This window comes from Vibrio sp. STUT-A11 (assembly GCF_026000435.1).
Lineage (GTDB): Bacteria > Pseudomonadota > Gammaproteobacteria > Enterobacterales > Vibrionaceae > Vibrio.
Genome location: NZ_AP026763.1, coordinates 3,283,060 through 3,303,022 on the forward strand (window position 1 = coordinate 3,283,060; position 19,963 = coordinate 3,303,022).

A 19,963-nucleotide genomic window follows, 5' to 3' on the forward strand; every position below is an offset into this window, starting at 1 on the left:
TCCAACCCCGTTATTGATAAAAAAAACAAAACTTTTTTTACGGTTTTTTTGCTGTTTTTCGTATCTTGAAATCTCGCCATATTCACTGATACAAATCACCTATCTGTACCCAAAAAACGTTCACAAGCAAAAACTTACTCCCTCCGAGTGATGAGAGTTTAATTCAAAGAAAGGATGTAGAAACACATGAAAAAACTTAGTTTACTAGCAGCGTCAGTGGCTATCGCTCTTACTGGATGTGGAGGCTCTGAGGGAGGTTCATCCGACGGCGGCACACCACCAACTCCGGGCGGCTTGATTATCACAGCTATTGATGGCTACCTACAAAACGCTGAAGTGTGGGTAGATAAAGACGGTGACCTAAGCAATGGTTGTGAATTCGATACTGATGAAGTAACCGATGAAAATGGTCAAGCAACCATCAGTAAAGATGACTATGCGGGTATGGATGTTTGTATCAAAGCAATCGCAGGAAAAACCATCGACAAAGACCGTGGTATTGTAGCGTCTGACTTCGTACTTGCTTCTCCTTCAAGTGATGGTGACCAGGTGATCGTCAACCCAATGACCAATATGGTAATTGAAAAGGTTAAGACACAGCTAGCCAGTGACTCAGCCCTAGATGTGGTTGAAGCGAAACAAGTGGCGGCTGATGAGGTTGTTGCTGCTGTAACACAATCGGGCTTAACCGCGAGCGCTGAATTGATTTTCGGTGACTATCTCACTAGCTCAGAGTCCTCTAATGATGCTAAAGCACTAAAAGTAATTGGTGAAACGCTGGTTGACCACCAAGACCAACCTGTTGAAAAACAGCTAGAAATCACGACTAAAGTGGCAGAGAAAGCACAAGAGATCATCAGCAGTAGCACACCTGAAGAGATTGATAACTTCGCTCCAGTCGTTAATGTACCTAACGATGGTCCCGTTACCGTAGAGAAGAACAGCCGCCCTGTGGTAGCAACACCTCTAAAACCTGTCACCCTTCAACTTGGCGATACCTTCTTGGCGATAAATGCTGCCGATTACTTCAGCGATGCGGAAGGTGATGCACTGACTTTCACCATGAGTGCTATTGGCGGTGATAAAAATGGTATCGATATTGATAGCCTTGGCATGATCACGGGTGCACCAACAGCAGCGGGCGAATTTATCTACCAAGTTTTTGCTGAAGATGCGAAAGGCTCACTCTCTTACCCTGCAACCCTGACAGTGACTATCGAAACGCCAAACACAGTTCCAGCAGTCAATGACACCACAAAAGCAGACCTTCAAGCAGAAGTGAACGGCTGGCAATGGGTAAAAGGCGAACAGCCACAAGACACCCTGAATATTGCAGCACTGTTTACCGATGCTGACTCAGATGTCCTCACTTACAAAGTGGAAACCTCACTGAGCAAAAATGGTGGTGAAGACACAGGCTTCCAGGTGCTTATCGATGACAGCGGTACGATTTCATTCGACGGCCTAGTGCCACATGTTGCCAATGCAGGTGCCGAGCATATTTATGTGTACGCGAACGACGGGGTGAATGCCGAAGACACTTTAGTTACCTTTGCGCTACCGAAAATCGCAGAGGGAACGGTGGTTGAGCCAACGCTGCATCCTCTGGAAGGTCAGGTGTGGTACCGTCTTGAATACGGTAGTGGCACAGAAACTGAGAGCTTTAACTATTCTCGTGTCTGGTGTGACACACTGAGCTTTAACAATGGTGAAGTTAATGGTAACACACGCTCTCTGAGCAACCTGACAGAGTGTAGCGAAATTACCGATGGAACAAATAGTTTCTACTTTGGTAGTTATGAAGTACAAGGGAATAAAATCCTTGCCTCTTTTGTTGGTGATGAAGGTACAGAACGGGCTGAACTGACCATAAAAGATGCTGACGAAATTTCACAAGGTGCGAAAACGCTGTACTGGTATTTCCCTGAAAGCGGCGAAACAGAAATCTACACACTGTTCAGTGTAAAAGCCGATGCTGAAGCACGTATCCAGATTCAATCAGACGATATCTCTGATAACCGTATGTTCCCAATGACGCTACCAACTGCAGTTGAAGGTCAATATGCAACGGGTAAAGCGTCTGTATCATTGCTAGAAAATAGCAGCACCAATGATAACGGCTCAATGGATGCGAATCTGATTCTAGAGTTCGATAATCAAGATTTTACCTGTGCCGATGTGAGTGAGTTTTACCGCAGTATGACGTTCACAGGCGAAGGGCTGGGATACGGTGTCGACTCTGTCGATGCTTACGAAGGTGGCTTTGAGTGTTACGACAATGTTGAAAACGACATCACCCATGCTGCTATCGATTTCGACTTACCAGCATTAACTGTAGGCAACGTTTACAGCTTTGTAGGTAAAGTCAAAGAAAGCCAGGGAGCTTACATTGAAGCAGTGAAGTTCAATGTAACTTGGACAGGTACTGGCGATAACGAATAACAACGCTTCCCCCAAGCACCAGGCCCCGTACTGCGGGGCTTTTTTCGTTCTATACAAAAATCACTTCACACACATCACATTGAGTAACGAAGTGCCCGTTAATTGGTTAGGCTCACGATCGGTAAACAAACCTTTCTTACCTTTGCCCCAATACGGCAGTTGAAGCGGCCATTTATTCTTTTCCATCACACCTGAAGCTCTTAATGTCTTAAACTCTTCAGACGTTGCCAACGACATGTCTAATTGCTGGCATATCTGTAATGCGTCTTTATAGTTGAGGCGGTTCCACGGTTTACCATATTCCATGTAAAACTGGTTCCGATTATCAACCAAGTACGGCGCGACATACGTTTTACCCTGTAGTACGGTTTTTAAGCGAACCACAATACCATCTCGACTTGATACTCTCTTTTCCGGCTTAGCTTGAACTGCTGGTTTAGTCGCAACTTGCTTCGCTGCGGTAGTTTTTTTTTCAGCGGTCGCCGATGGAGATTTAAACGCATCGGTGTTCGGTCGTACACTCGAAACCGAGGCAGCAGGCGCGTTGCCAACAACTGACTTCGTCACAGCCTTGGTTTGTTTCGACGCCGAGGTGTTACGCTTCCCAACCACACGAATAAACGCATCTTTGTAGTTGGGCAAGGTTTTCACTCCACGCAAATCAGCCGCTGCTTTAGCAGGGTCCGTGTACGGACCAATCAGACAGCGATAGCCGCTGGGTTCTGCTTTCATCCAAACATCAGTGGTGATTTGGTTATAGAGGGGTTTAGCTTTGGCCAGTGACATCGGCTTTGGCAGCAAACCACATTGAATCCAGTAGAAATCACTGCCACCCTGCGGCACTTTCTTTCCCCATACTCCATTACCAATAGGACAGGTTTGCTCAAGCTTTGGTAGCTCTTTGTCGCTAGCCTGAGTCGCCTGACAAAGAAACTCTTCAGCCAACACATAAGGAGAAAACTGAGCGCCGCCCAAGACCAAAGCTAGGCTGAGGCATAATTGGATACGTCGTGATAAGTGTTGTGCCTTCTTCAATTCCATACGCTTCACTATAAACTCGTGGGTAAGGTCATTATGGCGGAAGACCGCCAAAAAACGGTGAACAAGGAATAACTAGCAAAAAAAGAGCCGGAAATACATCCGGCTCTTTTTTTAGCAAGGAATTAAGCGAATTAACCACACTTAATGTCTAGATTCTTAACCTTTATACAGTTTCGGGTTAAATACATCACGTAACCAGTCACCCAATAGGTTGATTACCAGTACCAATGTCACCAACACAATGCCAGGAAAAGCGGTAATCCACCAAGCGCCCGAGAAGATGTAGTTAAAGCCGATACTGATCAGCGCACCCAAAGACGGCTGATCCACTGGTAAACCTAAGCCAAGGAATGACAGTGCCGCTTCAGACATGATCGCATTCGCTACCTGAACCGTCGAGATAACTAATATTGGCGACAGACAGTTCGGCAGAATATGACGGAACATAATACGTGGCGCTTTAAAGCCCATCACACGTGCCGCTTCTACGTACTCTTTTTTCTTCTCTGCCAGAACCGATGCACGGATAGTACGTGCGTACTGTGGCCATTCTGCCACACCGATGATCACCACCAGCATAACCACTGCATATTGGCTGTAGAAGTCACTGCCAAAGCTGGCTTTGAAAATCGCCGAAACGATGATCGCTACCATCATGGTTGAGAACGAAAGCTGAACATCAGCAAAACGCATTAAGAAGCTGTCGATACGGCCGCCAAAGTAACCCGCAGACAGACCAATGATGATCCCCAGAATCAGCTGTAGACCCACAGCCAGAAAGCCGATGGTCAGTGATAAGCGAGAGCCATAAAGAATCGTCGATAAAATGTCACGACCTTGCTCATCCGTCCCCAAAACAAAACGCTCATCGCCTTCTTCCATCCATGAAGGAGGAAGTTCCGAGTCCATAATATCGATCGACGTCAGGTCATAAGGATCGGTTGGTGCCAGAATGGGTGCCGCAAGAGCTAATACTAAGAACACCATAAACACAGTGAAACTTGTCATCGCGACTTTGTCACGCTTAAAGTAGTACAGAAAATCTGACTTTTTAAAACGCTGCCACGCTGAAGGAACGGCTTCAGGAGCGGCAACTTGATTTGATTGGCTCATGATTAAGCTCCTTTTCCGGTTAGGTTCACAGTTGGGTTGATGATGCCGTACAGCAAGTCGACGATGGTATTGGTTACCACGAAGATCAAACCAACAAAAATAACGTAGGCTGTGATTAGCGGTGTATCTACACGGTTAATCGCCTCAAGGAAAAGGAAACCCGTACCCGGCCATTGGAATACAGTTTCAGTCAGAATGGTGTAGGCCACCATAGTACCAATTTGCACACCACCCACTGTCAGTACTGGCAGCATGGTATTTTTCAGTGCATGTTGGTAATAGATTTTTTGTAAGTTCAGACCTTTTGCTTTTGCGAACTTAATGTACTCAGAGCTCAGCACTTCCAGCATTTCTGAACGAACCAAACGAATGAACAGCGGCAACATAATAGAAGCCAGAGCAATACATGGTAGGATCAGGTGCTTGATACCATCAAGGGTAAAGAAGCCTGACTCCCAACCGAGAAGGTTCGATGTTTCACCCCGCCCGTAGGAAGGCAGCCAGCCTAGCTCAATGGAGAAGACGTACATCAGCATGATTGCGGTCAGGAAAACCGGAATCGAAATGCCGACACTACTCATCGCCATAACAAATTTGGTGAAGATACTTTTCGGGTGAATCGCAGAGTACACCCCAAGTGGTATTGAGAAAGCAATAATGATGAGCGTCGCGCCAAACACGAGCTCAAGTGTCGCAACCAGCTTATCAAGAATGACCTCAACCGCTGGACGCTTGAAAAAGTATGAAGTACCCAAATCACCTTGCAGTGCATTACCAACAAAGCGAGTGTACTTTGTGATAAAGGGATCGTTCAGGCCCAGTTCATCACGCAGCGCTTGACGCTCCGATTCCGAAACCGACTGACCTACAAGCTCACGCAGCGGGTCACCCAGGTTGTCCTGAATGGCAAACGCCACCAAACTGATCACAAACATCACTATCAGTGCCTGAAACAGGCGCTTGACCAGAAACGAAAACATTCCTTGCCCCTTAACTATCCATAGATCTCTAAATTTAGAGAGAAAATTCAGTCTTTAAACGGGCTCAGTCCGACTGAAATAAAACTGAGCCTGGTATTGAGCCCCACAATAATTCAATTGTCATAGGGCTCTTTCAGGAGGGAACGAACTCCCTCCTAATCACTACTTAATGTGCTTATTCAACCACTAGGTCGCCAAAGTAAGGCATAACCATTGGGTTCACGATGTCTGCTGCTTTCACGTTAGACTTCGCGCCCCACGCTTCACTTTGCCAGTGTAGCGGTACGAATGCTGCGTCGTTGTATAACGTTGCTTCGACACCTTTTAGCATCTCTGCACGTTTCGCTGGATCCGTTTCAACGTTAGCCGCCTCTACTACTTTATCCATTTCCGGGTTTGAGTAGTGACCACAGTTGTACTGACCACGACCAGTTTCTTCGTTACGAGTCATGGTTAGGAATTCGTTGAAGTTTGCAGAATCTTCAGTATCTGAGTGCCAGCCGATCATCAGCATGTCAGCAGAACATAAATCAAACTCAGGCCAGTATTGCGCTTTAGGCATGGTCTTCAGATCAACCTTGATGCCGATCTTAGACAGCATCGCCGCCGCTGCTTGTGCAACTTTGGCATCGTTCACGTAACGGTTGTTTGGCGCAATCATTGTTAGCGTCAAGCCGTCTTCGTAGCCCGCTTCTTTCATCAGCTCTTTGGCTTTCTTCAGATCGTAACGAGGAACCAGTTCTTCGTTATGACCAACGTAACCTGCCGGGCTTTGCTGACCAGCTGCCGTTGCGAAGCCTTTCATAATTTTCTTCACGATGCCTTCGTTATTGATGGCATGCACAATCGCTTGACGAACGCGAACGTCTTTCAACGCTTCGTTGCTGTTTTGGTTCATTTGTAGCGTGATAATACGAGTACCAGGCAGTGTTACCAGATCGATACCGTCAGCGTCTTTCACACGTTGGTGATCGTTTGGCGCGACTGGGTGAATCATATCTACGCCGCCAGAAAGTAGTGCAGCAACACGAGTCGCATCTTCTTTGATAGGCACTAGCGTTAGCTTATCAACGTTACCTTTTGACTCTTTGTCCCAGTAATCTTTGAAGCGTTCAAATTCTACTTTTACGCCCTGTTCACGTGATGTCACGATGAACGGACCAGTACCAGAAACGTGAGTTGATGCAAATGAGTTACCATGCTTCACTAGCTCAGATTTGTCTTTGCCGTCTTCCGTTTTACCAGTGTAGAACTTGCTGTCCATTGGGAAGATGTACGTTGCCGTTTGCAGCACAAGTGGGTATGGGCCTTTAGTCACAAGATCAAAGGTATTGTCGTCAACTTTAACGATTTTTTCGTACGGTTCGAAGATAGATTTAAAGTCTGGAGAGTTTTGCAGACGCTCAAATGTCCATACAACGTCATCTGCAGTCATTGTGTTACCAGAGTGGAATTTCACACCTTCACGCAGTTTAAAACGTACTGTCGTATCGTTAATACGCTCCCAACTTTCTGCCAGGCGTGGTTCAAAATCCATTTCCTGAGTGAAACGAACCAGTGGGTCAAATACCATGTGTGACATTTGCAGTGTACCACCAGATAGCTGCTCGTGCGGGTCAAGCGATACCGGATCAGCAGCGTAGCCAACTTTAATGTCTGCTGCCAACGAGTTAAAACTTAGTCCCGCCGCGATTAGCGCCACTGCTAATTTGCTTTTCATGGTTTTCATTTGCATAACTCCTTCATGCTGGGATCAAAGTCCCTTGTTGTTGTGTTTGCGTCTGTTTTTATTTCAAGATCAGCCAAGCTAAAAACTTGGTTTATGCCGATTTAATCTCTTCTCTTAGCCCAGTAAATTCTGGCATCAGAGAAATCAGTTTCTTACTGTATTCATGCTGAGGTGCGGTAAACAACTGCTCAGTTGGTGCCACTTCCAGTAGCGTACCCATCTGCATTACACCGACTCGGTCACACATCTGACGAATTACCGGTAAGTCGTGACTGATAAACAACATAGTCAAGTTCAGCTCACTTTGCAGATCTTTCAGCAAGTTAAGAATCTGTGCCTGTACCGAAACATCCAACGCTGATGTTGGTTCGTCACAAATTAAAAGACGGGGCCTCGTTGCCAGTGCGCGCGCAATAGAAATACGCTGACGCTGACCACCTGAGAATTCGTGTGGATACTTAAGACCAGCCATACGCCCCAAACCAACGTGATCAAGCAAGTCATTCACGATTTGGCGTGTTTCTGTTTCGTTTTTAGTTAGTTTATGGAAACGAATAGGCTCAGCAATGATATCCGCCACCTTCATGCGAGGGTTCATTGACGTATAAGGGTTCTGGAATACCATCTGCATTTGACGGCGAACAGGGCGACGCTCTTTTTCTGACTTCATCGCTGTCAGGTCCAGGCCTTCAAACTTTACCTGACCAGAGTTTGGTTCATACAAGCCCGCAATCACACGTGCTATTGTCGACTTACCAGAGCCAGATTCACCCACCAGACCAAACGTCTCACCTTCGTGAACTTCAAAACTGACGTTATTCGACGCTTGTACGTACTCACGACGGCTTTCAAACAGCGAGTCTTTGGTCACGAATCTTAGGTTGACGTTTTTCACATCCAACAACGGACCAGTGTACTCACGTTGATCCTGACTTTGTCCTAACCAGTGATTCTTAATGTCTAGCGACTTCATTTCTGTCGCTTCTTCGATGTAACTGACCAGAGGGAAGCGATCGAGCTTTCTGTCTGAGCGAGGAACCGCAGAAATCAAGCTGCGCGTGTATGGATGGTCTGGGTTACCGAGCACTTTTGCTGTCGGGCCAAATTCAACCAGATCTCCACGATACATAACTGCGACACGGTCGGTCACATTCGAAACCACGCCCATATCGTGCGTAACCAGCATACAGCCAACGTTGTTCTTGACGCACAACTCACGAATCAGGTTCAGGATTTGGTCTTGGATTGAAACGTCCAAAGCCGTCGTTGGCTCGTCAGCAATGATCAGATCAGGTTCACCCGCCAGAGCAATGGCAATAACCACACGCTGACGCATACCACCTGAGAATTGGTGAGGATACTGTTTAAGACGGTTTTCCGGTTGAGGAATGCCCACTTGCTGCATCAGAGAAAGCGCACGTTGATAAGCCTCTTCATCCGACACTTTCATGTTGGCATGAATAGTTTCTTTAAGCTGCTGCTCAACCGTAAACAGAGGGTTAAGAGAGGTCATTGGGTCTTGGAAAATAAAGCCTATTTTCGAACCACGAACCTTACGCATCGCTTCCGGGGATAAACCAGAAATCTTTTCGCCATCCAGAAATACGTCGCCACTGGCAACACGACCCGGAGGACTAAGCAAATCAATAACAGCGTTACCCACGGTGGATTTACCCGCACCTGATTCGCCAACAACACCCACAATCTCACCACGTTCAATTTGGAACGAAAGCGATTTCACGGCTGCGTGAACACCGTGTCGGGATGGATACTCAATACGAAGGTTTTTCACTTCTAATAGTGACATTTCAGACCTCTACTACCTTGTCTGTGTGGCATTGAATCACGCCCACCTGGGACGCAATTCATCGCCTGAATGAATCCGTTCAAATTCAGAATAATACTCTGAAATTTTAATGCGGACACAATTTGGCAAAAATCACACAAAAAAGCAACAATTAAAGTATATTCCGCCATGAAAATGTTAATTAAACGCATATTTGGCGAATAAAAATGCATTAACAAGTATTTAACCGCTTTCATATCAACCTATTTTTGTGCGCTATGCACCAATAAAAGCAGGAAAATGCTCTATATTTAGGCAAAAACCCAACATTAGACATAACCACATTATTCACAGGCAATCATTAACAATCAGCAAACAATATCTGGCATGAAATCGATCTCTCAGGCATAAAACTTCATCTAAAAACGATATTGAAAGATAATAATCCAAACCAAAACAACACTAGGTCAAAGTAAAACGTGAACCGTTCTGCAAAAAAGATTAATACTCTATTTTAGGCTAGTTATTCGAACTTGGTGGCCAAACGTACAATGAATGGCACTGAAATCGTTCACTCGGTTTGAATCGATTGATGGCAGAGGGCTCTGCCATGCTTTGATTTTAAGTCTTTACGATACTAGCTAGCATGAGATAATAGACTAAATAAAAGCCCCAGTAGCAGAGTTGTAAAAGATAGGAGCCCCTGTGCTTAAAGCGATTTTTTTTGATATGGACGAAACTTTATGTGGCACATCTCAAGCCGATAAAGTGGCAGGGCAAGAATTTGCAAATTGGATGAAAGCAACCTATCCACAGCTCGCGGACTCTAATGCCTTCTTACAACGCTACCTACAAGGCGTGTATAAAAAGCTCAATGCAGAGTTTCCCGATCTCGTTGCTCTGCTACCGGATGAAAATGCATTCCGTTGTGGCCTGATAAAAACCATCCTTGCAGAACAAGGCATCGAAATAAGCGTAGAGCAAGCTCAACAGGCACAAAGTTTTTTTGACTCTGCACGCATGAATGCATTCTCCTTTTTACCAGGGGTAAAAGAGATGCTGGTTGAACTGCGTCAGCACTACACACTCGTTGTAATCACTAACGGGCCAATCTTCTCTCAGCATCCGAAACTCGCAGCAACTGAGATGAGTGAATGGGTCGATCACATTATTGTTGGTGGTGAAGAACCTGAAGAAAAACCTGCGGCAAGCATCTTCCATAAGGCTCTTAAGCTAGCAGACGTTAAACCAGAAGAGGCGCTTCATATCGGTGACTCTTTAGCAGCAGATATTGCAGGCGCTAACAATATGGATATTCTCAGCGTTTGGGTGAACCCAAAAGGCGCAGATAATCAGACGGATATTGAGCCTGACTACGAAGTAAAAGACACCGTGGAGCTAAAAGAAATCCTCAAAACGCTCGCGCAATAGAAAGAAAAGGTCCTAGGTAAAAAGGTCCTAGAATCCTAGGTCCTAGAGGAGCCCGTTGGAAATAGAGTGATAAACGTAAATTCCTTTATTTGCTTTTTTGGAATACTGATTACTGAATACAGATGATATTCACCCCTTCCGTAATCAGTGTTCCGTATTCCAAAACAACAAGTTCCTAAGCTTGCACTTCTAACCGAACTTACGGCGTGCACTTCTAGGGCCTAGCCCCCTAGGACCTTTAACACGCAAAGAAGCCGCAACATTTCTGTTGCGGCTTCTTTTAATAGTGGTCGGTGAAGAGCCAGAATTTGAACATCAGGCGACCCCCCGCCCCTCTGGTCCGCTATATTTCAAAGCATGAGATACGCTACCAAACTGCGCTATTCACGATCTGTAGACGTAAAAAAGCCCCAGCTTTCGCTGAGTCTTTGAAGATGGTCGGTGAAGAGGGATTCGACGCGGCTGGGCTCCCAGACCCCGGCCCTCTGCAATAATGCCTAGAACTCAGAATGCAAAAAAGCCGTAACATTTCTGTTGCGGCTTCTTTAATAGTGGTCGGTGAAGAGCCAGAATTTGAACATCAGGCGAACCCCCGCCCCTCTGGTCCGCTATATTTCAAAGCATGAGATACGCTACCAAACTGCGCTATTCACGATCTTAGACGTAAAAAAGCCCCAGCTTTCGCTGAGGCTTTGAAGATGGTCGGTGAAGAGGGATTCGAACCCCCGACCCTCTGGTCCCAAACCAGATGCGCTACCAAGCTGCGCTATTCACCGATATATTTATTGCTTGAGATAGTATTCCGAGGGTCTACCCTCTGGTCCCGCTATTCTCAAAACCCAGAGATGCGCTACTAAAATACGCTATTCACCGAGCATGTATTCTTTAAAGAAAGAATGGGGTGGCTAACGAGACTTGAACTCGCGACAACCGGAATCACAATCCGGGGCTCTACCAACTGAGCTATAGCCACCATCAAATTGTCATGTTTACCGCTTACTGTAAGCCATAAACTTTAATAGTGGTCGGTGAAGAGCGTGATTTAAACATCAGACGAACCCCCGACCCTCTGGTCCGCTATTCTCAAAAAATGAGATGCGCTACCAAGGTGCGCTATTACCAGATTTACTCATAATAGCTAAATAGTGGTCGGTGAAGAGGGATTCGAACCCCCGACCCTCTGGTCCCAAACCAGATGCGCTACCAAGCTGCGCTATTCACCGACGAAATATTTTATCTCGACTTAAGTCAAGACAGGAAGCAATGCTACCTTGTTCTCTCTAAAAAAGAAAGAATGGGGTGGCTAACGAGACTTGAACTCGCGACAACCGGAATCACAATCCGGGGCTCTACCAACTGAGCTATAGCCACCACTGAATTTTACCGACTTATCCTTCAGGGCAATGGTACGCCCGAAAGGATTCGAACCTTCGACCTTTGGCTCCGGAGGCCAACGCTCTATCCAACTGAGCTACGGGCGCATGCCCTATCGGCGGAGTGGAATAATACGGATATCACACTATGCCGTCTAGTACTTTTTTTACTTTTTTTATCGTTTGGTCTCTTTTTCGACAGTTATATGCCTTTAAAGAGAATTTTTGATGTGATTCACGCCCTGTCATCGATAACTTGTTGTTTAATGCAACAAGCTATCGGGATATAATCACTCATTATTTACATTGATTTAACAGCTGCAACCAAGTTGTCTAATCATTCTATGCCATTAAAGTGGTTTTATCGGGCTTCTTTAATCGGTATCAATACTCTAACTATATAAATAGGTAAGTCACTTACCTCGGGAATGTGAAGTGGGTTTAATGGATATGTCTCGACAAATGATTAGCGTTTTGTTCGCTGCCTTAACGTTTTCTACGGCAGCTTTAGCTTCTGACATCAGCCAAAGTGAATACGATGCGATCGCAGAACGCATCAAACCTGTCGGCGATGTTTATCTGGCAGGCTCTGAGCCTGTAAAAGCAGAACCAACCGGTCCTCGTGATGGCGCAACAGTTTACGGTACTTTTTGTATTGCTTGTCACGCATCTGGTGTAAACGGTGCGCCAAAGATTGGCAATGCTGACGAGTGGGCACCTCGTATAGCTCAAGGTAAAGATGTACTGATCAAACATGCACTTGAAGGCTTCAACGCGATGCCAGCTAAAGGTACGTGTATGGACTGTTCTGACGACGAGATCACGGCAGCTATCGATCATATGATTGCAGGTCTATAATTCTTCTTGAATCAAAGCGTTAAAAGAGAAAGGCTTGCCACTTGGCAAGCCTTTTTATTTGCTGTTTGATGATTTAGATGATGTTACTTCTTAAACATCGAGCGTAAGTTGGCAATGTGCGCCTGGCCTTTCGCCATTCGCTCTTCTTGCGATACTGGCTTTTTGTTGACTTCCCATTCCACATCATCGAAAGGCAATTCATCAAGGAATCGGCTTTGCGTCGGCTTGATTAACTCACCATACTGACGGCGTTCTTTACACATCGTAAAAGTCAGCTCTCTCTGAGCACGAGTAATCCCCACGTACATCAGGCGACGTTCTTCTTCTACGTTGTCTTCATCAATGCTGGTTTGATGCGGCAAAATGCCTTCTTCTGAACCAATCAGATAAACGTACGGGAATTCCAGACCTTTTGACGCATGCAATGTCATCAATTGCACCGCATCGCTGTCTTCATCTTCTTCTCCACGCTCCATCATGTCACGTAAGGTTAAACGCTGAACCACCTCTTTTAACGTCTTCTCTTCTTGATCGTAATTATCACCTTCTAAATCAGCCACAATCCAGGAATAGAGATCTGACACGTTTTTCATCCGCATCTCGGCCGCTTTCGGGCTAGTGGACGTTTCGTACAACCAGTCTTCGTAGTTGATATCACGCACCAGTGAACGTACCGCCGTCACGGTATCGCCTCTTTCCGACTGATCGGCAATAGCAACTAACCATTGAGTGAAGCGTCGCAAGTTTTCCAGACCTCGACCAGTCAAGTGCTGTTCGAGTCCCATTTCAAAACTGGCTTCAAACAGGCTTTTACCACGCATATTGGCGTAACTGCCCAGTTTCTCTAGTGTGACCGGACCAATTTCACGTCGAGGCGTGTTTACAATGCGCAGAAAGGCGTTGTCATCATCTGGGTTCACCAGTACTCGAAGATACGCCATGATGTCTTTAATTTCTGCACGAGCAAAGAAAGAGGTGCCACCCGAGATTTTGTATGGCACACGGTTTTGCATCAGCGACTTTTCAATTAAACGTGACTGATGGTTACCACGATATAAAATCGAGTAGTCTCGGTATTCCGTGCGGTTGAGGAACTTGTGCGCAATCAGCTCACCCGTGACGCGCTCCGCCTCATGCTCTTCATTTTTCGCCAACAGCACTTTGAGCTTTTCACCATCGGGGATCTCTGAGAACAGTGATTTCTCATACACGTGCGGGTTGTTGGCGATGAGTATATTGGCAGCACGAAGAATACGACTGGTAGAGCGATAGTTTTGCTCGAGTTTAATCAGGCGTAAGTTCGGATAATCTTCACCCAGTAGCACTAAGTTCTGCGGCTTCGCACCACGCCATGAATAGATAGACTGGTCATCATCCCCTACGACGGTGAGACGGCCGCGTTCACCCACAATGAGTTTTACCAACTCGTATTGACTGGTATTGGTATCTTGATATTCGTCCACCAGCAGGTAGCGAATACGGCTCTGCCAACGCTGACGCACGTCTTCATTATTACGTAACAGCAGTACTGGCATCAGAATCAAATCATCAAAATCGAGCGCGTTGTACGCTTTCATCTGCTTCTGGTACATATCGAAACAGAAGGCAAATAACTGCTGTTGCTCACCTTTCGCCTGAGCTTTCACCTGCTCTGGCGTTAGCATGTCGTTCTTCCAGTTAGAGATTGAACTCATAAGCTGACGCAGCAGATCTTTATCTCCGTCGAGCTGCTTTTCGGTTAGCTCTTTGAGTAGCGCGAGTTGGTCTTGATCATCAAACAAGGAGAAGCCTGCTTTTAAGCCAAGCTGCTTGTACTCGCGCTTAATAATGTTCAACCCCAAGGTGTGGAAGGTCGACACCATCAAACCTTTAGATTCCGCTTTACCTAACGTCTGACCTACCCGCTCTTTCATTTCTCGTGCGGCTTTATTGGTAAAGGTTACCGCAGCAATATTTCGCGCTTTGTAGCCACATTGCTGAACCAAATACGCAATTTTATTGGTAATAACACGAGTTTTACCCGAGCCAGCACCTGCCAGCACCAGACACGGACCAGATACGTACTTTACGGCTTCATCTTGACTAGGGTTCAGCTTCATAGAATTTCTCAGCGGGCAATAAACGTGGCGCCTATGATAATAGTGAGTATGAACGATTACCACGTTTATCAGCCTTCCGTTTGTCGGTGTTGACTAACTCCATTTATAGCAAAGTAAAAATTTAACCATTTTTTATTGCACACTCGTATAGCTTTAAGTCTATAATGAATGAACGTTCATTCACTAGAAGTGGAACTATGTCGAGTAATACAACTTTAGATAAAAAAGCTCAGATTCTTTGTGCGGCGGAAAAACTGATTGCTGAGCTGGGTTTTCAGGGGTTTTCGATGCAAAAGCTAGCCAAAGAAGCGGGTGTGGCGGCTGGTACTATCTATCGTTACTTTTCCGATAAGAACCACCTTTTAGACGAAGTTAGATTAAACGTCGCAAAGCGCATTGCAATAGAAGTGCAAGCGGGCGTGAGCGACGATATGCCTTTAAAAGAACGTTATACAAAAATGTGGCTTAACATTTGGTGTTTAGCTGGCTCAAATGTGGACACATTGAACAATAGAGTTCAATATCAATCCCTGCCCTATGCAAGCAATAGAGTAACGCTGGAACTTGAGCGTAAAATGTTTGATCAGGTAGACCGACTATTTGACCAAGGTAAAGAGCAAGGAGTGTTTAAGCCACTCGACAATATGATCCTTTCGGGACTGAGTTTCGAGGCGACCGTTGCACTCGCCCGACATCATGCCCTGGGGTTTTATCAACTGGACGAAGCAGCCATAGAAGCTGCCATTGAAGCCAGTTGGGACGCAATCATTCAACACTAATTGGAGTTCTGACCAGAATGAAAAAGTGGACTTTTTTTATGTTACTTATCGCAATCTTGCTGTTCGGCAGTGTGATAGGTTTCAACTTATTCAAGCAACAGAAGATTGCCGAATACATGGCGAATCGCCCAGAGGCGGAGTTTCCGGTAACCGTCACTGAGGTACAGTCAGTTGATTGGGTTCCGGTGATTGAGGCAATTGGTTTTATCGAGCCAAACCAAGGGGTAACAGTAGCGAACGAAACCAGTGGCGTCATTGACCAAATCGCTTTTGAATCGGGAACTCAAGTGAAAGAAGGCCAGGATTTGGTACTTCTTGATTCAGCTGTTGAGAAAGCCAACCTGAAAAGTGCACAAGCGAAGCTGCCTGCCGCGGAAGCAAAATACAAGCGTTACCAAGGCCTGTACAAAAAAGGGTCGATTTCTAAAGAGTCTTATGATGAAGCAGAAGCGAATTACTTTTCTCTTAGCGCTGACATCGAGAGCTTGAAAGCGGCGATCGATCGTCGTGAAATCAAAGCACCGTTTTCAGGCGTGGTTGGTATCCGTAATGTTTACCTGGGTCAGTACCTGCAAGCGGGTACGGATATCGTGCGTCTTGAAGATACCAGCGTTATGCGTCTACGTTTCACAGTGCCGCAGACCGATATTTCTCGTATCCACATCAGCCAAGCTGTCGATATTTTTGTCGATGCTTACCCAGAAATCGCCTTCAAAGGTTCAATTACAGCCATTGAGCCAGCGGTTAATGTACAGAGTGGTCTGATCCAGGTACAAGCAGATATACCAAACAACGACGGTAAATTACGTAGTGGTATGTTCGCGCGTGCGAATATCATCCTGCCTAAACTTGAAAACCAGGTGACTCTGCCACAAACCGCGATTACTTACACACTTTACGGTGACAGCATTTACATCGTATCTGAACAAGATGGCGAAAAGCGTGTAACACAGCAAGTGGTTAAAGTGGGTGAGCGTACAAAAGACATCGTACACATTCTTGAAGGCGTTAAGCCAGGTGATGTGGTGGTAACCTCAGGTCAGATTCGTCTGAGTAACCACGCTAAAGTCCGTGTCGTAGAAAGCGATGCAACAACTCCACCAACTGAAACACCAATGCTGTAATCGGAGGCTTCATGCGCTTTACTGATGTTTTTATTAAACGTCCAGTTTTAGCGGTATCAATCAGCTTTTTGATCGCATTGCTTGGTCTACAAGCAATTTTCAAAATGCAGGTTCGTGAATACCCTGAAATGACGAATACGGAAGTAACGGTTTCGACCAGTTACTACGGTGCCAGTGCCGACCTAATCCAGGGCTTTATTACTCAGCCATTGGAGCAAGCGGTCGCACAGGCTGATAATATCGATTATATGACTTCTCAATCGGTGCTGGGTAAATCTACCATCACCGTAAAAATGAAGTTGAACACCGACCCGAATGCGGCACTCTCGGACGTTCTGGCAAAAACCAACTCGGTTCGCTCTCAACTACCGAAAGAAGCCGAAGACCCTACCGTTACTATGTCGACTGGTTCGACAACGGCGGTGTTGTATATCGGTTTTACCAGTGATGAGTTGTCTTCAAGTCAGATCACCGACTACCTTGAACGTGTAATCAACCCACAGTTGTTTACCGTTAACGGTGTATCGAAAGTCGACCTGTACGGTGGTATGAAATACGCGCTACGTGTTTGGCTAGACCCTGCAAAAATGGCCGCGTTTAACTTAACCGCGACTGACGTAATGGGCGTGCTGAGTGCCAACAACTATCAGTCTGCTACTGGTCAGGCTGTCGGTGAGTTTGTACTTTATAACGGCAGTGCAGATACACAGGTATCCAATGTTGATGAGTTGAAGAACCTTGTTGTTAGCAATGACGACGGCAATGTCACTCGCTTAAGCGATATTGCTAAAGTGACGCTAGAAAAGAGCCACGACTCATATCGAGCCAGTGCAAATGGTCAGGAGGCGGTAGTTGCCGCAATCAATGCTGCACCAAGTGCCAACCCAATCAATATCGCAGCAGATGTGCTTGATCTACTGCCTCAGCTAGAGCGCAATTTGCCTAGTACGATCAAGATGAATGTGCTTTATGATTCAACTATCGCAATTAACGAATCCATTAACGAAGTCATCAAAACCATTGCTGAAGCAGCAGTGATCGTACTGATTGTTATCACTATATTCCTTGGTTCATTCCGTGCGGTAGTGATCCCTATTGTGACCATCCCACTGTCTTTGATTGGTGTGGCGATGGTAATGCAATCAATGGGTTTCTCGTGGAACCTGATGACCCTACTGGCAATGGTTCTCGCCATTGGTTTGGTTGTAGATGATGCGATCGTTGTACTGGAAAACGTTGACCGACATATCAAGCTTGGTGAATCACCATTCCGAGCGGCGATTATCGGTACGCGTGAAATTGCTGTGCCTGTAATCGCGATGACACTAACGTTGGGTGCGGTATACGCGCCGATCGCGCTGATGGGTGGTATCACGGGCTCGCTATTTAAAGAGTTCGCGTTAACCCTGGCGGGTGCGGTATTTGTATCAGGTATCGTGGCACTGACCCTATCACCAATGATGTGTTCAAAAATGCTTAAAGCTCATCAAGCCCCAAGCAAGTTTGAACAGAAAGTACATAGCGTGTTAGAGCGCATGACCAGCCGATACGCCAAAATGTTGGGTGCGGTCATGCAACACCGTCCCGTTGTGATTGGTTTTGCGTTGATTGTATTTGCCAGCTTACCAATGTTGTTCAAGTTCATCCCAAGTGAACTGGCACCATCTGAAGATAAAGGCGTGGTTGTATTGATGGGTACTGCTCCATCTAATTCGAACTTAGACTTTATCCAGAACACCATGAACCAGGTAAACAACATTCTGTCTGAACAGCCAGAAGTTCAGTTTGCCCAGGTGTTCTCAGGTGTACCAAACTCTCACCAAGCGTTCGGTATTGCCTCTATGGTGCCTTGGAGTGAGCGTGAAGCAAGCCAGGCAGACGTTACTGGACGTGTAGGTGGATTGGTTGCAGACGTTCCGGGAATGGCGGTAACGGCGTTCCAAATGCCAGAATTGCCAGGTGCGGGTAGTGGTCTTCCAATTCAATTTGTTCTGACCACACCAAACGCATTTGAGAGCTTATTCTCTATCGCGACAGACGTATTGACGGAAGTGAAATCGAGCCCAATGTTCGTTTATTCGGATCTTGATCTGAACTACGACTCGGCGACGATGAAAATTAACATCGACAAAGACAAAGCGGGCGCATACGGCGTAACCATGCAAGACATTGGCGTGACTTTAAGCACCATGATGGCAGATGGCTACGTAAACCGTATCGACCTTAATGGCCGCTCTTACGAAGTTATCCCTCAGGTAGAACGTAAGTGGCGTCTAAATCCAGAGTCGATGAACAACTACTACGTACGTGCAGCTGACGGCAACGCGGTTCCACTGAGTAACCTAGTGACGATTGACGTGATTGCAGAGCCACGCTCACTGCCTCACTTCAACCAGCTGAACTCAGCAACGGTAGGTGCGGTACCAGCTCCGGGCACGGCAATGGGTGATGCGATTAACTGGTTTGAGAACATCGCTGAAACGAAACTGCCAAGCGGCTACAACCATGACTATATGGGTGAATCTCGTCAGTTTGTGACTGAAGGTAGTGCGTTATACGCAACGTTTGGTTTAGCACTAGCGATCATCTTCTTGGTTCTGGCGATTCAGTTTGAATCTGTGAAAGATCCACTGGTTATCATGGTGTCTGTGCCACTGGCAATTTGTGGCGCGTTGATTGCGCTTGCCTGGGGCGCGGCATCGATGAACATTTACTCTCAGGTTGGCTTGATTACTCTGGTTGGTCTTATCACCAAGCACGGTATCTTAATTTGTGAAGTAGCGAAAGAAGAGCAGTTGCACAACAAACTGGGTAAAACAGAAGCCGTAATGGAAGCGGCGAAAGTTCGTCTGCGTCCTATTCTGATGACTACAGCAGCGATGATCGCGGGCCTTATCCCACTGATGTACGCAACAGGTGCAGGTGCGGCTCAGCGCTTTAGTATCGGTATCGTAATTGTTGCTGGTCTGGCGATTGGTACTCTGTTTACCCTATTCGTACTGCCTGTTATCTACAGCTACTTAGCTGAAAAACACAAACCACTGCCAGTGTTTGTTGAAGATAAAGATCTGGAAAAGTTGGCCCGTGTTGATGAAGCAAAAGCGGCACAACGAGGATTAGCGGACAACCACTAATTCCCAGCCAAGCTAAAAAGGTCACTTCGGTGGCCTTTTTTATTCCCTTGTGTTTGCCGTACCTATCTCGATTT

At 46.1% G+C, this 19,963-nt stretch carries 13 protein-coding genes and 5 tRNA genes; 6 read left to right on the top strand and 12 right to left on the bottom strand.

Annotated features, from left to right (window positions below; all coding sequences use genetic code 11):
- The first annotated feature begins 186 nt into the window (after positions 1-186).
- Positions 187-2,442: a hypothetical protein gene (locus OO774_RS15290; protein ID WP_264903451.1), complete on the top strand. Its 2,256-nt coding sequence runs from the start codon at positions 187-189 to the stop codon at positions 2,440-2,442.
- Positions 2,443-2,502: 60 nt separating this feature from the next.
- Here OO774_RS15290 and OO774_RS15295 read toward each other — a convergent pair whose 3' ends face one another.
- The 6 genes from OO774_RS15295 to OO774_RS24025 all read right to left on the bottom strand — a co-directional run bounded on the left by OO774_RS15295 (position 2,503) and on the right by OO774_RS24025 (position 9,348).
- Positions 2,503-3,483 carry an SPOR domain-containing protein gene (locus tag OO774_RS15295; RefSeq protein ID WP_264903452.1) on the bottom strand — a complete coding sequence of 327 codons (981 nt, stop codon included), beginning with the start codon at positions 3,481-3,483 and terminating at the stop codon, positions 2,503-2,505.
- Between the two features lie 156 nt (positions 3,484-3,639).
- Positions 3,640-4,596 (bottom strand): ABC transporter permease, encoded by a 957-nt coding sequence (locus tag OO774_RS15300; RefSeq protein ID WP_264903453.1) that lies wholly within the window; start codon positions 4,594-4,596, stop codon positions 3,640-3,642.
- A gap of 2 nt (positions 4,597-4,598) precedes the next feature.
- Positions 4,599-5,576: an ABC transporter permease gene (locus OO774_RS15305; protein WP_264903454.1), complete on the bottom strand. Its 978-nt coding sequence runs from the start codon at positions 5,574-5,576 to the stop codon at positions 4,599-4,601.
- Positions 5,577-5,751: 175 nt separating this feature from the next.
- Positions 5,752-7,305 carry an ABC transporter substrate-binding protein gene (locus OO774_RS15310; protein ID WP_264903455.1) on the bottom strand — a complete coding sequence of 518 codons (1,554 nt, stop codon included), beginning with the start codon at positions 7,303-7,305 and terminating at the stop codon, positions 5,752-5,754.
- A gap of 91 nt (positions 7,306-7,396) precedes the next feature.
- The gene (locus tag OO774_RS15315; RefSeq protein ID WP_264903456.1) at positions 7,397-9,112 is read right to left on the bottom strand and encodes an ABC transporter ATP-binding protein; all 1,716 of its coding nucleotides are present in this window, start codon (positions 9,110-9,112) and stop codon (positions 7,397-7,399) included.
- Positions 9,100-9,348, bottom strand: coding sequence for a hypothetical protein (locus OO774_RS24025; RefSeq protein ID WP_319553422.1), 249 nt, complete (start codon positions 9,346-9,348; stop codon positions 9,100-9,102). The genes OO774_RS15315 and OO774_RS24025 overlap by 13 nt, the downstream gene beginning before the upstream one ends.
- A 448-nt stretch (positions 9,349-9,796) precedes the next feature.
- Here OO774_RS24025 and OO774_RS15320 point away from each other — a divergent pair, with 448 nt between their 5' ends.
- Entirely contained in the window at positions 9,797-10,522 is a 726-nt protein-coding gene (locus OO774_RS15320; RefSeq protein WP_264903457.1) for an HAD family hydrolase, read from the top strand.
- A 699-nt stretch (positions 10,523-11,221) separates the two neighbouring features.
- On the opposite strand, the gene OO774_RS15325 is transcribed toward OO774_RS15320, so the two are convergent.
- From OO774_RS15325 to OO774_RS15345, 5 genes are all read right to left on the bottom strand, one after another.
- A tRNA-Pro gene (locus OO774_RS15325) sits at positions 11,222-11,298 on the bottom strand.
- 121 nt (positions 11,299-11,419) lie between these two features.
- Positions 11,420-11,495 (bottom strand) — tRNA-His (locus OO774_RS15330).
- A gap of 173 nt (positions 11,496-11,668) precedes the next feature.
- Positions 11,669-11,745, bottom strand: a tRNA-Pro gene (locus tag OO774_RS15335).
- A gap of 72 nt (positions 11,746-11,817) precedes the next feature.
- Positions 11,818-11,893, bottom strand: a tRNA-His gene (locus OO774_RS15340).
- Positions 11,894-11,926: 33 nt separating this feature from the next.
- Positions 11,927-12,003 (bottom strand) — tRNA-Arg (locus tag OO774_RS15345).
- Positions 12,004-12,339: 336 nt separating this feature from the next.
- On the opposite strand from OO774_RS15345, the gene OO774_RS15350 reads away from it, so the two are divergent.
- Positions 12,340-12,753 carry a cytochrome c5 family protein gene (locus OO774_RS15350; RefSeq protein WP_014230450.1) on the top strand — a complete coding sequence of 138 codons (414 nt, stop codon included), beginning with the start codon at positions 12,340-12,342 and terminating at the stop codon, positions 12,751-12,753.
- An 83-nt stretch (positions 12,754-12,836) separates the two neighbouring features.
- On the opposite strand, the gene rep is transcribed toward OO774_RS15350, so the two are convergent.
- Positions 12,837-14,852: a DNA helicase Rep gene (rep, locus tag OO774_RS15355; protein ID WP_264903458.1), complete on the bottom strand. Its 2,016-nt coding sequence runs from the start codon at positions 14,850-14,852 to the stop codon at positions 12,837-12,839.
- A 197-nt stretch (positions 14,853-15,049) separates the two neighbouring features.
- Here rep and OO774_RS15360 point away from each other — a divergent pair, with 197 nt between their 5' ends.
- The 3 genes from OO774_RS15360 to OO774_RS15370 are packed head-to-tail and all read left to right on the top strand — an operon-like array spanning position 15,050 to position 19,889.
- Positions 15,050-15,631, top strand: a complete 582-nt coding sequence (locus OO774_RS15360; RefSeq protein WP_014230448.1) for a TetR/AcrR family transcriptional regulator — start codon at positions 15,050-15,052, stop codon at positions 15,629-15,631.
- 17 nt (positions 15,632-15,648) lie between these two features.
- Entirely contained in the window at positions 15,649-16,755 is a 1,107-nt protein-coding gene (locus tag OO774_RS15365) for an efflux RND transporter periplasmic adaptor subunit (RefSeq protein WP_264903459.1), read from the top strand.
- Between the two features lie 11 nt (positions 16,756-16,766).
- Entirely contained in the window at positions 16,767-19,889 is a 3,123-nt protein-coding gene (locus OO774_RS15370) for a multidrug efflux RND transporter permease subunit (protein ID WP_264903460.1), read from the top strand.
- The last annotated feature ends 74 nt before the right edge of the window (positions 19,890-19,963 follow it).